The sequence below is a fragment of the Cupriavidus sp. 01L46 genome, assembly GCF_056399905.1.
Window position 1 is genome coordinate 12,530 of record NZ_JBFTSF010000017.1, and the last position, 14,155, is coordinate 26,684.

Annotated in this window: 10 protein-coding genes; 5 read left to right on the forward strand and 5 right to left on the reverse strand. The window is 67.9% G+C overall.

Features of this window, described 5'->3' with window-relative positions; all coding sequences use genetic code 11:
- Nucleotides 1–231: 231 nt before the first annotated feature.
- The 5 genes from AC1DS3_RS05115 to AC1DS3_RS05135 are packed head-to-tail and all read left to right on the forward strand — an operon-like array spanning nt 232 to nt 8,379.
- Nucleotides 232–2,523, forward strand: a complete 2,292-nt coding sequence (locus AC1DS3_RS05115; RefSeq protein WP_477109318.1) for a TonB-dependent hemoglobin/transferrin/lactoferrin family receptor — start codon at nt 232–234, stop codon at nt 2,521–2,523.
- 45 nt (nt 2,524–2,568) lie between these two features.
- Nucleotides 2,569–6,594, forward strand: coding sequence for a cobaltochelatase subunit CobN (cobN, locus tag AC1DS3_RS05120; protein ID WP_441640458.1), 4,026 nt, complete (start codon nt 2,569–2,571; stop codon nt 6,592–6,594).
- Nucleotides 6,595–6,600: 6 nt separating this feature from the next.
- Entirely contained in the window at nt 6,601–7,110 is a 510-nt protein-coding gene (locus AC1DS3_RS05125; RefSeq protein WP_441640459.1) for a MotA/TolQ/ExbB proton channel family protein, read from the forward strand.
- Nucleotides 7,107–7,427 carry a DUF2149 domain-containing protein gene (locus AC1DS3_RS05130; RefSeq protein ID WP_441640460.1) on the forward strand — a complete coding sequence of 107 codons (321 nt, stop codon included), beginning with the start codon at nt 7,107–7,109 and terminating at the stop codon, nt 7,425–7,427. The genes AC1DS3_RS05125 and AC1DS3_RS05130 overlap by 4 nt, the downstream gene beginning before the upstream one ends.
- Before the next feature lie 52 nt (nt 7,428–7,479).
- Complete coding sequence (locus AC1DS3_RS05135; RefSeq protein WP_441640461.1) at nt 7,480–8,379, forward strand: ChaN family lipoprotein; 900 nt, start codon at nt 7,480–7,482, stop codon at nt 8,377–8,379.
- A 14-nt stretch (nt 8,380–8,393) separates the two neighbouring features.
- On the opposite strand, the gene AC1DS3_RS05140 is transcribed toward AC1DS3_RS05135, so the two are convergent.
- The 5 genes from AC1DS3_RS05140 to AC1DS3_RS05160 all read right to left on the reverse strand — a co-directional run bounded on the left by AC1DS3_RS05140 (nt 8,394) and on the right by AC1DS3_RS05160 (nt 14,154).
- Nucleotides 8,394–9,878: a dihydrolipoyl dehydrogenase family protein gene (locus AC1DS3_RS05140; RefSeq protein ID WP_441640462.1), complete on the reverse strand. Its 1,485-nt coding sequence runs from the start codon at nt 9,876–9,878 to the stop codon at nt 8,394–8,396.
- A gap of 80 nt (nt 9,879–9,958) precedes the next feature.
- Complete coding sequence (locus tag AC1DS3_RS05145; protein WP_441640463.1) at nt 9,959–10,888, reverse strand: patatin-like phospholipase family protein; 930 nt, start codon at nt 10,886–10,888, stop codon at nt 9,959–9,961.
- A gap of 67 nt (nt 10,889–10,955) precedes the next feature.
- Entirely contained in the window at nt 10,956–11,396 is a 441-nt protein-coding gene (locus AC1DS3_RS05150; protein WP_416050031.1) for a PaaI family thioesterase, read from the reverse strand.
- Between the two features lie 40 nt (nt 11,397–11,436).
- Nucleotides 11,437–12,495, reverse strand: a complete 1,059-nt coding sequence (locus tag AC1DS3_RS05155) for an AbrB family transcriptional regulator (protein WP_441640464.1) — start codon at nt 12,493–12,495, stop codon at nt 11,437–11,439.
- Between the two features lie 144 nt (nt 12,496–12,639).
- Entirely contained in the window at nt 12,640–14,154 is a 1,515-nt protein-coding gene (locus tag AC1DS3_RS05160; protein WP_006162311.1) for a tripartite tricarboxylate transporter permease, read from the reverse strand.
- Nucleotide 14,155: the final 1 nt, after the last annotated feature.

Sequence of the window (14,155 nt, forward strand, 5' to 3'; positions counted from 1 at the left end):
GCATCGTTTCGGCATTGTTGCGGCTTCGTTGCGGCGTTGCCACTAATTGCAGCGCTTCGTGCGCAGGGGCATGAATTGTGATGACTCATGCTTTACAAATAGTTATTTATTGATAATACTTCGCATTCTCAATAACGCGTGACCGGGTTCACCGAGCCACGCCTGACCACGCGAGCGAGCCACAGTTTTCGCACTAGCCAGCCAGCGTTTCGCTTTCTTTGGGGAAATTCCATGAAACGCCGCTGTCTGGCGCGCTTGCGCGCCTCCGTCCGAGTCACGCCTGTCGCTGCCGTGTGCGCCGCCCTTGGTGGTCCCGTCCTGGCTGCCGATCCAGCCGCCGATCTGGCCGCCGATCCGGCCCGCCACTTAAGCGAGGTGGTGGTCACCGCCACTCGCACCGAGGAGCGCGCCGACGCCGTTGCCTCCACCATCACCGCCATCGATGCCAGCCGGATCGAACGTGCCCAGCCCGTTGACGAGGCCGCCCTGTTCGCCGATGAGCCCGATATCGACGTGCCCCGCGACCGTCGCCGCTTTGGCGCCGGCAGCATCAATATCCGCGGCATCGAAGACAACCGGGTGCTGCTGATGGTCGACGGCGTGCGCCTGCCCGACTACTACAACGGCGGCGGGCCCTCCAACCTGTCCAGCGCCACGCGCGACGCGCCCGAGTTCTCCTTCCTCAAGCGGATCGAGGTGCTGCGCGGGCCGGCTTCCAGCCTGTACGGCTCGGACGCCATCGGCGGCGTGGTGTCGTACGTCACCAAGGATCCCGAGGACATCATGCGCGGGCGCGCGGTGGGCGGCGAAGCCGGCCTGTCGTGGAACGGCATCGACCGCAGCTTCGGCCAGACCGCGGGCGTGGCCGGTGGCAACGAGACCATCAAGGGCTTGTTCATGTACGCGCACCGCAAGGGGCACGAAGTGCAGAGCATGGGTGGCAACGACACCACCTCGACTGGCCGTACCAAGGCCAATCCGCAGCACAGCGAAACCAACGCGTGGCTCGGCAAGATCGTGCTCGACCCCGCCGCGGGCCATCGCCTCAAGCTGACTTACGAGCATCGCGACAACGACACTTTTACCGATATCCGCCGGCTGTCCACCGCGCTGCCGCGCGTGACCTCCGCCAGCGGCACCGAGGACCTGTCGCGCAACCGCGTCAGCCTGGACTACGAATGGAAGCCGGCCAGCCGTGTCATCGATCGCCTGAGCGCGGCGGTGTTCTACCAGGAGAGCGAGTCCAACACCGTGACCAACCAGGTGCGCAGCCGCACCAGCTCGGGTTGCTCGGGCTCCACGGCTGGCAGCAGCCTGTGCGACGTCAACCTGCTGTTTGGCTTCCGCCAGCAGCAGACCGGCTTCAACTTGCAGGCCGACAAGTCGTTCAACACCGGCGTTGTTGGCCACCGCCTGATCACCGGCGTGGATTTCTTGCGTACCCAGACCAGCGAGATGCGCGACGGCACCACCTACAACCGCACCACCGGCGTGGTGTCGAAATCGCTGGCCGGGGACAATTTCCCGATCCACGATTTCCCCAAGGGCGAAACGCGCCAGACCGGCATCTTCGTGCAGGATGAACTGCAGTTCGCCGGCGGCCGCTTCACGCTCACGCCCGGCCTGCGCTTTGACCACTACTCGCTCGGCCCGGATGACGACAAGCTGTACAACAGCGTGGCTTCCAGGCCGGCTATCAGCAAGAGCGATTCGGCACTGTCGCCCAAGCTTTCCGCGCTGTGGCAAGCCACCGACCGCATCAACCTGTGGGCCCAGTACGTATTCGGATACCGCGCGCCCAACTACCAGGAGATCAACGGCAGCTTCCGCAACACCATCCAGAGCTACGGCGCCGCGCCCAATGGCGACCTGAACCCGGAGAAGAGCCGCTCGTTCGAAATCGGCGCGCGCTATACGGATGAGCGCGTGCAGACCAGCGTCGCGGTGTTCGACAACCGCTACAAGGACTTCATCGAGCAAGTCGCGCTACGCTGCCCGTCGGACCCCGCCTGCCTTGCCGGCCTGCGCGCGACGTACCAGTACCGCAACCAGAGCAGCGTGCGCATCTACGGCGCCGAGTGGCGCGGCAGCTACCGTTTCCTGCCGCAATGGCGCGTGGACAGCGCCGTGGCCTACGCGCACGGCAACAACGAGCAGACCGGCCAGCCCCTCAACAGCGTCTCGCCGCTGCGCGCCAGCGCCGCGCTGACGTGGGAGCGCGGCAGCAGCAGCCAGGGCCAGGGCGCCAGCCTGCGCTGGCGCGGCGCGCGCGCCGTGACGCGCGCCGACGACACCTCCTTCGCCTACTTCAAGCCGGGCGGCTATGGCGTGGCCGACATCCAGGGCTGGTGGCGCTTTAACCGCTATGCCAGCCTGGTGCTGTCGGTGAATAACGTGTTCGACAAGAAGTACTGGCTGTGGGGCGATGTGCGCCAGGGCAGCGTGGCCGCCAGCGAGCCGGGCCTGGATTTCTATACGCAGCCAGGACGGACCTTTGCCGCCAGCGTGAAGCTGTCGTTCTGACCGGAGGCGAATCGACCCGACATGTCCCCACAAGATAAAACCCAGATGCGGTTTCTCCGCGCGCTGTGCCTGCTGTGGATAACCTGGCTGGTGCTCGGCATGCAGCCAGCGTCGGCCGCGCCGCGCATCGCGGTGCTGACCACCTCGCCGGTGCCCGCCGGCAAGTTCGAGCCGCTGCAGGCCATGGCGCGCGCGCACGGCATGACGCTGGACGCGCGCTACCTGGAGCGCATGAACGCGCAGGATATCGCGCCGTTCATCGACGGCGCCGGCCTGCTGATCGTGGATGCGCCGCGCGACCATATCGTCACCGAGATGCTGGCCAAGCTCGGCCCGCTTTGGACCAATGCGCGCGTGCCGCGCCTGCTGATTGCCACTGACCGCTTCGATGCGCATGGCATCGACAATGCGCTCGGCGCGCGGCTGCAGGCGTACTACGTCAACGGTGGCCGCGCCAACTTCGACGCGATGATGCGCACGCTGGCGGCGCAGCAGTTCAAGCTGCATGCGGACAACGCCATTCCCGCGCCGGTCGTTTTCCCCAAGGCCGCTTACTACCATCCGCGGCTTGCCAGCGTGGTCACCGCCTCGCCGGACGACGCGCTCAAGGTGTCTGGTCACGCCGGCCAACCGGTGATCGGCGTCGCCATCCACCAGGCCTACGTGTCGGGTCTGGACAGCGCCTTCATCGATGACCTGATCAAGCGCATCGAAGCGCGTGGCGCGCGTGCGCTGGTGTTCTACAGCGGCGTGATGGACGCGGACGGCGTGCTGCGCATGGCAGCACCCGGCGGCAGGCGCATCATCGACGTGCTCATCAACGGCCAGATCATGCTCAACGCGGCAGGCCGCAAGGCGGAGTTCGAAGCGCTCGGCATCCCGGTGCTGCAGGTCATGCCCTATCGCAAGGGCGACGCACAGGACTGGGAGCGCGACCCGCACGGCATCAGCCTCACCGACACGCCCTTCTACCTCGTGCAGCCCGAGCTGGCCGGTGTGAGCGATCCCATGCTGGCCGCCGCCACCTCGCGCGAGGACGGCAGCATCGTCAGCCTGCCGGCGCAGCTCGATGCCGTGGCCGACAAGGCGCTGGCGCTCACGCGCCTGCAGCGCACGCCGAATGCCGACAAGCGCGTGGCGATCCTGTTCTACAACTATCCGGCGGGCGAGAAGAATCTGTCGGCGTCGTTCCTCAACCTGCCGCGCAGCCTGTCGTCCACGCTGGCCGCGCTGCATGCCGCGGGCTACCGCACCGAGGCCGCCGGCGAACTCGCGCTGCAGCGCGATCTTGGCGCGCTGCTCGCGCCTTTCTACCGCGAAGGCCAGCTCGGCGCGCTGCTCGATGCAGACCGCGCCGCGTGGATGCCGATGGCGCAATACCGCCGCTGGTACGATGCGCAACCCGCCGCGTTCCGCGCCGAGGTCAGCGCGCGCTGGGGCGAACCCGAAGCCTCGTCGATGGCGATCAGGCGCGACGGCGTGGCCGGCTTCGCCATCCCGCGCCTGCAGCTCGGCAACGTGGCGCTGATGCCGGTACCGCCACGCGGCGAGCGCGCAGACGCCGCCGAGAAAGCGCTCTATCACTCCACCAAGACGCCGCTCAACCATTTCTACATGGCGGCCTACCTGTGGGCGCGCGAAGGGCGCGAGGCGCTGGTGCACTACGGCACCCACGGCACGCAGGAATGGACGCCGGGCAAGGAGCGCGGCCTGTCGGTGACCGACCAGCCCTACATGGTGCTCGGCAGCGTGCCGGTGATCTATCCCTACATCGTCGATGACGTGGGCGAGGCGCTGCAGGCCAAGCGCCGTGGCCGCGCCACCATCGTCAGCCACCAGACGCCGCCGTTCAAGCCGGCGGGCCTGCACACCGATCTGTCGGCGCTGCACGACCAGTTGCACAACTACCTGCAGCAGGACGACGGCGCAGTGAAGGACACGCTGCGCGAGGACATCCTCAAGCGCAGCGCGCGCATGCACCTGCTCGACGACATGGGCTGGCCGCAGGCCCGCGCGAGCGCGCAGTTTGCCCAATACCTCGATGCGCTGCACACGCATCTGCACGAGCTCGCTGGTGCATTGCAGCCCTACGGCCTGCACACGTTCGGCCAGTCGCAGGATCCCGAGCTGCGGCTGTACACGGTGATGGCCATGCTCGGGCAACCATGGCTCAAGCGCGTGTTTCCCGATGAGCCGGAAGAACTGTTCGCGCTCGACTACAAGCAGCTCGCGCAGTCGGCGCCGTACGCCATGCTGCGCAACTACGTGATCGACGGTGCGCCGCTGACCAGCCTTGCCGACGCCGTACAGCGCGAAGACATGCAGCGCGCCCGTACGCTGTACGCCAGCCTGGACGCCGCGCCGGAGAGCGAATCCATCCTCACCGCGCTGGCCGGGGGCTACGTGCTGGCCGGCACCGGCGGCGACCCGGTGCGCAATCCCGACGCTCTGCCGACCGGGCGCAACCTGTATGGCTTCGATCCCTCGAAGGTACCTAGCCGCGAAGCGTGGCAGGCCGGCCAGGCCGCGGCTGAGAGCATGATTGCCGACTGGCGCAAGCGCCACGGCAAATGGCCCGCCAAGCTGGCCTTCTCGCTGTGGAGCGTGGAGACCATGCGCCATCAGGGCATGCTCGAAGCGCAGGCGATGGCCGCCATGGGCATCCGCCCGAAGTGGGACAGCGGCGGCCGCGTGGCCGGGGTGGAAGCGATTCCCGCCGCCGAGCTCGGGCGGCCGCGCGTGGACGTGGTGCTGTCCGCCACCGGCCTCTATCGCGATCACTTCCCCAACCTGATCAAGTGGCTGGCCGAGGCGGTCAAGCTCGCCGCCGCGCAGCCCGAGCCCGACAACGCCGTTGCCGCCAGCACGCGCGCGGTCAGCGCGCGGCTGGCGCAGATCAAGGCCGCGGACATGACCCCGGAGCGCATCGCGTCGCTGGCGCTCACGCGCATCTTCGCCAGCGAGAGCGGCAACTATGGCACGGGACTGAACGACGCTACGCTGGCCAGCGACAGCTTTGGCAGCGGCAAGGAAGCGGACGCCAAGCTGGCCAACCTCTATCTCGCGCGCATGCAATACGGCTATGGGCCCGACGAGAGGACGTGGGGCGAGAAACTGCCACAACTGAATCTCTACGCGGAGAACCTCAAGGGCGTGGAAGGCGCGCTGCTGGCGCGCAGCTCCAACCTGTACGGCATGCTGACCACCGATGATCCCTTCCAGTATCTCGGTGGCATCGGCCTGGCCGTGCGCCACCTGACGGGCAAGGCGCCGGAGCTGCTGATCGCCAACCTGCGCGATGCCAACAACGCGCGCACGCAGACGGCGGCATCGTTTCTCGCCACCGAGCTGCGCACGCGCTACTTCCATCCCGGCTGGATCGAAGGCATGAAGGCCGAGGGCTATAGCGGCGCGCTCAATGTGCTCGATACCGTCAACAACTTCTGGGGCTGGACCGCAGTCGCGCCGGAGATCGTGCGCGACGACCAGTGGACCGAGTTCGCCGAGGTCTACGTCAAGGACAAGCACAAGCTCGGCCTGGACGCATGGTTCGAGAAGAACGCGCCACAGGCCCAGGCACAGGTGATCGAGCGCATGCTGGAAGCCGCGCGCAAGGGCTACTGGGGGGCCGATCCCGAGATGCTCAAGACGCTGGCTGACAGGTGGCAGGCGCTGTCGCAGCGGCACGATATCCGCAGCGACAACCGCAGCTTCAATCGCTACGTGCAGCAGCAGGCCACGGCGCCCGGCGCCGCAGGCTATGGCACGCAGGATCGCGCGGCACCGCCCGCCGGCGCACCGGCGGCACCGCGTCCCGCTCAGCAGCAAGCGCAGCCCAAACCCAAGCTGCAGCCCGAGCCGCAACCCCAGCCCAAGGCGCAGCCGCAAACGGTGCCGGTGCAAGGCATGCAACTGGTCGAGAAAACGCCGCCCGCGGCGGCTCTCGTGCCCGTGCTGTCGTGGCTTGCCGCCGGCATCGCACTGGCCGGCGCCATGCTGGGTGGCGGCCTCAGCGCGCGCCGCCGCGCTGGCGCTGCGCCCTTCGTCCAAAAACAATCCGAAACCCGCTAAGGCATCATGACCCCTACCCTGCTTGAAACCCTGATGTACGACGTCGGCCAGTTGTTCCTGTTTCCGACGCTGGCCCTGATCGGGCTGCTGTTCCTGTACGCCTTCTGGGCGCTCGGCGAGTTCATCACGCAAGGCTGGCAACGCCGCCGCCACGGCATCGAGACGGGACGCGGCTATGTGCTGGTAGCGTTCGCGCTGCGCCACCGCATCAAGGACCCGGACACGCTCGACGTGGCCGCGCACCGCCTGCTGGAGTGGCCGCGCATTGCCACGCGCGTCGCGCCGATGCTGGGACTGGTGGCCACCATGATCCCGATGGGTCCCGCGCTCAAGGGCCTGTCCGGCGGCAACCTCGCCAACGTGGGCGAGAACCTCACCATCGCGTTTTCCGCGGTGATTCTCGCGCTGATCGCTGCCAGCATCACCTTCTGGGTGGTCAACGTGCGCCGCCGCTGGCTCGCCGAGGAGCTGGTGTGGCTGGGCAAGCATCAACCGCAGTGGGAGGCCGGCGCATGAAGTTCCTGGAGGAAAGCGAGGCCGACGATCCCATCCTGTCGGTGGTCAACCTGATCGACGTGTTCCTGGTGGTGATCGCCGCGTTGCTGGTGGCCATCGCGCAGAACCCGATGAACCCGTTTACACACGCGGACGTCACCATCATCACCAATCCCGGCAAGCCCAACATGGAGATCGTCTCCAAGCAGGGCGAGAAGGTCGTGCGCTACCAGGCCAGCGGCCAGGTCGGCAGCGGCGACGGCACCAAGGCCGGTGTGGCGTACCGGTTGCAGGACGGCTCGATGGTGTATGTGCCGGAAGCCGCGGCTGCGCAGTAAAACTGCGCAATAATGAGCACGAGCGAGCCATCGCAACCAGGATTACCTAGCCATGCAGATTCGTCACAGCGTTGCCAGCCTAGCCAGCTTTGTCCCTACCCGCGCCGCCGGACTGGCGCTCGCGGCCGCCATGTTCGCCGCGCTCGCCGGTTGCGCGGGCACGCCGCCTGCCGCCGTGGCTGGCGATGTCGCGCATCAGTTCACCGGCAAGACCTACGTGCTGCTGGGCGAGGTCCACGACAACGCCGATGGGCAAAAGCGGCGCCTGCTGGCGTTGTCGGATGCACTGGCAGCCGGTTGGCGCCCGGCCATCGCGATGGAACAGTTCGACCGCGAGCGCCAGGCCGATATCGACCGCGCCCGCCGTGAGCGGCCCGGCGACGCGGCGTATGTCGTGGCGCAGGCGGGCGGCAAGAGCTGGCAGTGGGAGCTTTACACGCCGGTAGTGGCGCTGGCCTTGCGCTACGACCTGCCGCTGGTGGCGGCCAACCTGTCGCGCGCGGACGCGAGCAAGATCGTGCGCGGCGGGCTGGATGGCGTGTTCGATGCGACAGAGCGCAAGCGCCTCGGCCTTGCCGCGCCATTGCCCGCGGACGTGGTGACCGAGCAGACCGCCGTGCTCGACCGTGGCCACTGCGGCAATTTCCCCAAGGCCATGCTGCCCGGCATGCTGGACGCGCAGGCCGCGCGCGATGCGGTAATGGCTGCCTCCATGCGTGAGTACGCCGACCGCGGCGCCGTGCTGATCGCCGGCAACGGCCACGTGCGGCGCGATGTGGGCGCGCCGCGCTGGCTCGCCGCCGAGCCGGGCGCGATCTACAGCGTGGGTTACCTGGAGCAGGCCAGCGGCCGCGAGATCGGTGCCTATGATCGCGTGGTGCTGGTGCCGGCGCACAAGCGGCCCGATCCGTGCGAGGGCGCCAAGCCGGCGGCGATGGCCGAGCCGGCCTGACTCCGGCGGCGCGCCTAGCCGAACAGCTCCTCGGCCACGGTGGGATGCAGCTGCACCGTGGTCTGCAGGTGTGACAGCTTCACCCCGAGCCGCACCGCCACGGCAAACGCCTGCATGATCTCGGCGGCGGCATTGTCCATCATGTGCGCGCCCAGCACGCGCCCGCTGCGCGCATTCACCACCAGCTTGACCATCGAGGCCTGCTCGCTGCCGGCAAAGCGATTCTCCAGCGAGACGAAGCGGCGCACCACGGTGTGGATGCGCTCCGGCTTGCCAGCTTCCTCGATGGCGGCATGCTCCGTCAGTCCCACGCTGCCGATGGCCGGCTCGCAGAACACCGCCGTTGGCACCAGGTCGAAATCCGCGCGGTCGCCGCGGCGGCCGAACAGGCGGTCGGCCAGCCAGCGGCCCTGAGCGCCGGCGACCGGCGTGAGGTGCAGGCCGTCGATGACATCGCCAATGGCATGGACCGAGCGCACCTTGGTGCGGAACGAGCGATCCACCTGGATGCCGCCCTTCTGCGTTTTCGCGATGCCCAGCGCCTCCAGGCCGAGCCCATCCCAATGCGGGTCGCGCCCGATAGCCGCCAGCGCCGCCTGCGCGCGCACGGTCTGGATGCGGTCCCGCCCGTTGCCATTGTTGCCGCCGTTCGCGCCATTGCCATGCTGCCGGTAGCACACGTCAATGGCGCCATTGGCCTGGTTCAGCAGCGTCACCTCGGCATTGAAATGCAGGCGCACGCCCTTGGCGGTGAGCGCCTCGGCCAGCGCCTCGGCCACTTCGTGGTCAAAGCGCGCCAGCAGGCGCGCCTCGCGCACCAGCATCTCCACCTTGACGCCATAGCGCGACAGGATCGAGGCTTGCTCCACCGCCACATAGCCGCCGCCGATCACCACCAGCGAGGCTGGCAGGCTTTGCCAGGTGAAGATGTCGTCGGAGGTACAGGCCAACTCGCCACCCGGCACCGGCAACGCGCGCGGCCGTGCGCCGGTGGCAATCAGGATGCGTTTGGCGCGGATGGTCTCGGCGCCCACCTGTACCTGGTCTGCGGCGCTCACCGTGGCATCGCCGCGCAGCAGCTCCACGCCGGCTTGCTGCAGCCGGTGCGTGTAGGCCACGTGCAGCCGCGCCATCTCGGCGTTGACGCGCACAATGGCATCGCTCCAGTCTTCCTTGCCGCCGGTGTGCGAAAGGCAGCCAGACAGTACGGCCGCGAGGCTGGCGCCATACGAGAGCATTTTCTTGGGCACGCAGCCGCGGTTGATGCAGGTGCCGCCGATCTCGTCGCGCTCCACCAGCACCACGCGCGCGCCCAGCGTGGCCGCGCGCCGCGCAGCCGCCACGCCGCCCGAGCCGGCACCGATCACCACGAAATCCGCTTCGCGCTGCGCGCCGGGCTTGCGCTTGCCACGACGGGGGACTTGCTCGACAGCCTGCTCGGTGCTGGCCCTGCGGGCGCTCTGACGCTCGGTCGTGGATCTTGTCTGGCGTTTCGTCATCAATGCCTCCAGTAGCGGCGCGAAGGCCGCATTGCACATCGTGATGACGGAGCCGCGAGCATGGCCGGCGCGCTGGAGCGCTACCCGGCGGTGCCAAGCTCCGTCTTCATGACAGACGGCCACTCGCGCAAAAAGGTTTCCCCGTCGCGCCGGCCGAGTTCGTAGGCACCGATCATCGCGCCGGGCTGGGTGTAGTCCCAGCTCGAGATCGGAACCCGTTGCGAAGGTTGCAGGTAGAGCCGGCGCTGCGCGCCGTGTTGCAGGACAAAGCGGCGCGGGCGCGGGTAGAGCCGCGTCACCAGCACCAGCACATTGCCGGGCGTTGCGTCGAGCGCGTCGACCGGCACATTGTCGACCATGCCGCCATCCAGCACGGGCCGGCCGTCGCGCCGCAGCACCGGCGTGAAGGGCGGGGTCGAGGACGATTGCAGCAGCAGGTCCGCCAGCTGCTCGGGCGAGCCGCAATCCTGCGCGCGCACGAACTCCGGATGGAAGCCCAGCTTGCGGCCCAGGCGCGGGTGCAAGGTCTTGAGCCAGTGCTTCTCGATGTTGTAGGCGACCAGCCCGGCCATCACCGCTAGCCGCGGGCCGCTCCAGCGCGGGATATGGGCCACGCCGATGCGGATCTCCGGTGCCGTCTTCAGGTTTGCCAGGCGGCCCTCGCCGAAGATGTTCAGCAATGCGGTGCGGTAGATGCCGTAGTGCGGAAACACGCGCTGCTTGCTCAGCAGGTTGCCCCAGTACGCATTGCGCCGGTTGCCGGCAAGCACCTCGCCGTAGTACGCCATCACCTGGCGGGAGTCGTGCGCATAGATCATGCACGCCGTGGCGGCCCCGGCCGAGATCCCCGTGATGACGCGCGGGCGCAGCCCCAGCTCGGGCGCCACCGTATCCCACCAGCCTGCCTGCCACCAGCAGCGGTTGCCGCCGCCGGCAAACACCACCTGGTCGAACGGCGAGGCAGCGGCGGGCTGGTTGGGGGCAGGCGTCAGGCTGTGGGGCTCATGCATGGAGATAGCTTGGGGGATTGCGCGCAATGTAGCGTGCAATGTAGCGTGCAATTGGGTGATGCGCCGCTCACAGCAGCGCGTAAGTGGTGGTGGCCTGCACGGCCAGCTTGCCATCGGTGCCGGTCAGCTCGATCTCGCCGAACACCACGGTCTTGCCCAGGCGCAGCACATTGGCGCGCACCAGCACATCGCCCTCGATCACCGGGCGCATGAAGTTGGTGGTGAGCGTGACGGTGGTCATCGGCCTGAAGGCGCCGAGCGCATTGGCGACGGCCACGATCATGGCGGTATCGGCCGCGGACATCAGCACCTGGCCGCACACCACGCCACCCGCATGGCGAAATGATTCGTCAAAAGGCAGGCGCAGCGTTACGCCCTGTGCATCAACGTGCTCGGCACGCAGCCCGAGCTGGCGCACCCATGGCGCCAGTACCCGCTGCAGGGTGTGGTCGATATCGGCAAGCGTGAAGCCGGATTCCGGCGTTGGTTCTAGCGTTGGCTCTGGCATGGCACGCCCGTTTTGTCTGGGATGGGGCCGGGCCAGGTTGCTATTCCGTCTCCTGCGGCGCGGCACGATGTTTGAGCCAATGATACAGGGGGCCGGTGCACAGCACCACGAAGGCCATCCGGATCACGTGGAAGGCGGTGACCAGCGGCACGCCAAGCTCCAGCACCTTGGCCGTGATGCACATCTCGGCAATGCCGCCGGGCGTGGTGCCGAGGATGGCGGTGGCGGGATGCACGCCGGACAGCGCCGACAGGCCCCAGCCGAACAGCGCGGAGAGCACCAGCGCCGCCAGCGTGTACACCGCCACGCCGCCGAGAAAGCGCGGCGCGGTATGGAGGAAGTCGCGCGAGAAACGCGCGCCCAGCGACACGCCGATCATCAACTGGCCGGCGCGGCTCATCCACGTGGGGATGGCGGACAGCTCGAAGCCCGAGGCGGTCAGCACGGCGGCCGCCAGCAGCGTGCCGATCACGAAGGGATTGGGCAGGTTGAAGTGCTTGAGCACCAGCGCCACGCTGACCGTGATCGCGATCAGCACGGGCAGCCACAGGTAGTCCACTGTGCGTGGCCCGGGCACGTATGGGTCAAGCCCGTGGATGCCGCCGTACTGGAGCAGCGCGGGCACGGCTACCACTACCATCAGCACGCGCAGCGAATGCGCGGCCGCCACCTGGTCGATGCGCGCGCCGTTGCGCTCGGCCAGGTTCGCCATCTCCGACGCGCCGCCGATGGCGGTGGAGAAGTACGCCGTCTTGAACGCCACGCCGGTGGTCTTGCGCAGCAGCCAGGCGCCGCCGCAGCCGAGCAGCAGCGCAAACAGCGAGCCCGCGACGATATACGGCAGGAACTCGATCAGCCGCGCCACCACGTCGGACGTGAAGTAAAGCCCGAGCGAGGTGCCAATGGCCCACTGCCCGGCATTGCGCGCCTGCGTGGGCGCGCGCAGGTCGGCACCGCGCATGCGCGCGATGGCGACCGCCAGCAGCGGGCCGATCATCCATGGCAGCGGTGTGTGCAGCAGCGTGCAAACGAGCGCGGCGGCCAGGCCGAGCAGCAGCGTCAAGAGGACCGGACGCCAGCGGTGAAGGAGAGAGGGCATGTGGCAGCGGCCTGGCGCGCGGGCGCCGGCGCGATGTTCTTGTGATGGAGCGCAATGTAGAGACAACAGCGCCAATGCCATGGCGCCGCAAATGAAAAGGCCCGGCACCCTGGAGTGCCGGGCCTTGCCCGCATTTTGCGCTAATCAACCTGTGGCGTCAGCCACTTTGCCACGCGCCGAGCGCCGGGCCAGCCAGCCCAGGATGCGCGGGATCAGCACCACCGCCACCGTCATGGCCAGGATGGTGGCCGAGATCGGCTGGGTCACGAAGATCGACCAGTCGCCCTGGCTGATCGACAGCGCATTGCGCAGCTGCTTCTCAGCGATGGGGCCAAGGATCATGCCCACGATCACCGGCGCGGTGGGGAAGTCGAAGCGGCGCATGGCCATGCCCAGCACACCGATGATGAACAGCAGCAGCAGGTCGAACCACGACTGGCGGATGCCGTAGGCACCCAGGCCCGCGAAGATCAGGATGCCGCCGTACAGCAGCGGCGTGGGGATGCGCAGCATGCGCACCCACAGGCCGATCGCCGGCAGGTTCAGCACCAGCAGCATCACGTTGCCGATGTACAGCGAAGCCAGCAGGCCCCACACCAGGTCGCCCGAGGTCTGGAACAGCATCGGGCCCGGCTGCAGGTTGTAGTTTTGGAACGCCGCCAGCAGGATCGCGGTGGTGTTCGAGGTGGGGATGCCCAGCGTCAGCAGCGGAGCCAGCGTGGCCGTCACGGCTGCGTTGTTGGCGGCCTCGGGGCCAGCCACGCCTTCGATCGCGCCCACCGTGCCGAACTCATCCTTGTGCTTGGACAGCTTCTTCTCGGTGGCGTAGGACAGGAAGGTCGGGATCTCCGCGCCGCCGGCCGGGATCAGGCCGAAGGGAAAGCCGATGATGGTGCCGCGGATCCAAGCCGGCACCGAGCGCTTCCAGTCCGACTTGGTCATCATGACCGAGCTGAGCTTGTTGAAGCCGCCTGCGGGCTGCGGGAAGAAGGCGTTGAACAGCGCCTCGCCCACCGCGAACAGGCCGACCGCGACCACCACGATGTCGATGCCGTCGTACAGCTCCTGCACATTCATCGAGTAACGCGTCTGGCCCGACAGCGAGTCCATGCCGATCAGGCCGATGCCCAGGCCCAGGAACAAGCTGGTCATGCCGCGCAGCAGGGAAGAGCCCAGCACTGCCGACACCGTGGTGAAGGCCAGCAGCATGATCATGAAGTATTCGCCGGGCCCGAACTGCAGCGCCACGTCGGCCGCGACCGGCGCGAACATCGACAGCAGCACGGTGGCGATGGTGCCGGCGGCGAACGAGCCGATGGCCGCGGTGGCCAGCGCCGGGCCGGCGCGGCCGCTCTTGGCCATCAGGTTGCCTTCCATCGCCGTGACCATGGTCGACGACTCGCCCGGCGTGTTCATCAGGATGGAGGTCGTGGAGCCGCCGTACATGGCGCCGTAGTAGATGCCGGCGAACATGATCAGCGCGGCGGTGGGTTCCACCTTGGCGGTCAGCGGCAGCAGCATCGCTACCGTGAGCGCGGGGCCGATGCCCGGCAGCACGCCAATGGCGGTGCCCAGGAAGCAGCCCACCAGGGCCCACATCAGGTTGATTGGCGTGATGGCGATGGCAAAGCCATGCATCAGCAGGTTAAGCGTATCCATG

Excerpts from the sequence above, each read along its gene's own strand:
- AC1DS3_RS05135 (WP_441640461.1), top strand. The coding sequence starts at position 7,480 with ATGCAGATTCGTCACAGCGTTGCCAGCCTAGCCAGCTTTGTCCCTACC.
- AC1DS3_RS05150 (WP_416050031.1), bottom strand. The coding sequence starts at position 11,396 with ATGCCAGAGCCAACGCTAGAACCAACGCCGGAATCCGGCTTCACGCTT.
- AC1DS3_RS05160 (WP_006162311.1), bottom strand. The coding sequence starts at position 14,154 with ATGGATACGCTTAACCTGCTGATGCATGGCTTTGCCATCGCCATCACG.
- AC1DS3_RS05130 (WP_441640460.1), top strand. The coding sequence starts at position 7,107 with ATGAAGTTCCTGGAGGAAAGCGAGGCCGACGATCCCATCCTGTCGGTG.
- AC1DS3_RS05140 (WP_441640462.1), bottom strand. The coding sequence starts at position 9,878 with ATGACGAAACGCCAGACAAGATCCACGACCGAGCGTCAGAGCGCCCGC.
- AC1DS3_RS05155 (WP_441640464.1), bottom strand. The coding sequence starts at position 12,495 with ATGCCCTCTCTCCTTCACCGCTGGCGTCCGGTCCTCTTGACGCTGCTG.
- AC1DS3_RS05115 (WP_477109318.1), top strand. The coding sequence starts at position 232 with ATGAAACGCCGCTGTCTGGCGCGCTTGCGCGCCTCCGTCCGAGTCACG.
- AC1DS3_RS05125 (WP_441640459.1), top strand. The coding sequence starts at position 6,601 with ATGACCCCTACCCTGCTTGAAACCCTGATGTACGACGTCGGCCAGTTG.
- AC1DS3_RS05145 (WP_441640463.1), bottom strand. The coding sequence starts at position 10,888 with ATGCATGAGCCCCACAGCCTGACGCCTGCCCCCAACCAGCCCGCCGCT.
- cobN (WP_441640458.1), top strand. The coding sequence starts at position 2,569 with ATGCGGTTTCTCCGCGCGCTGTGCCTGCTGTGGATAACCTGGCTGGTG.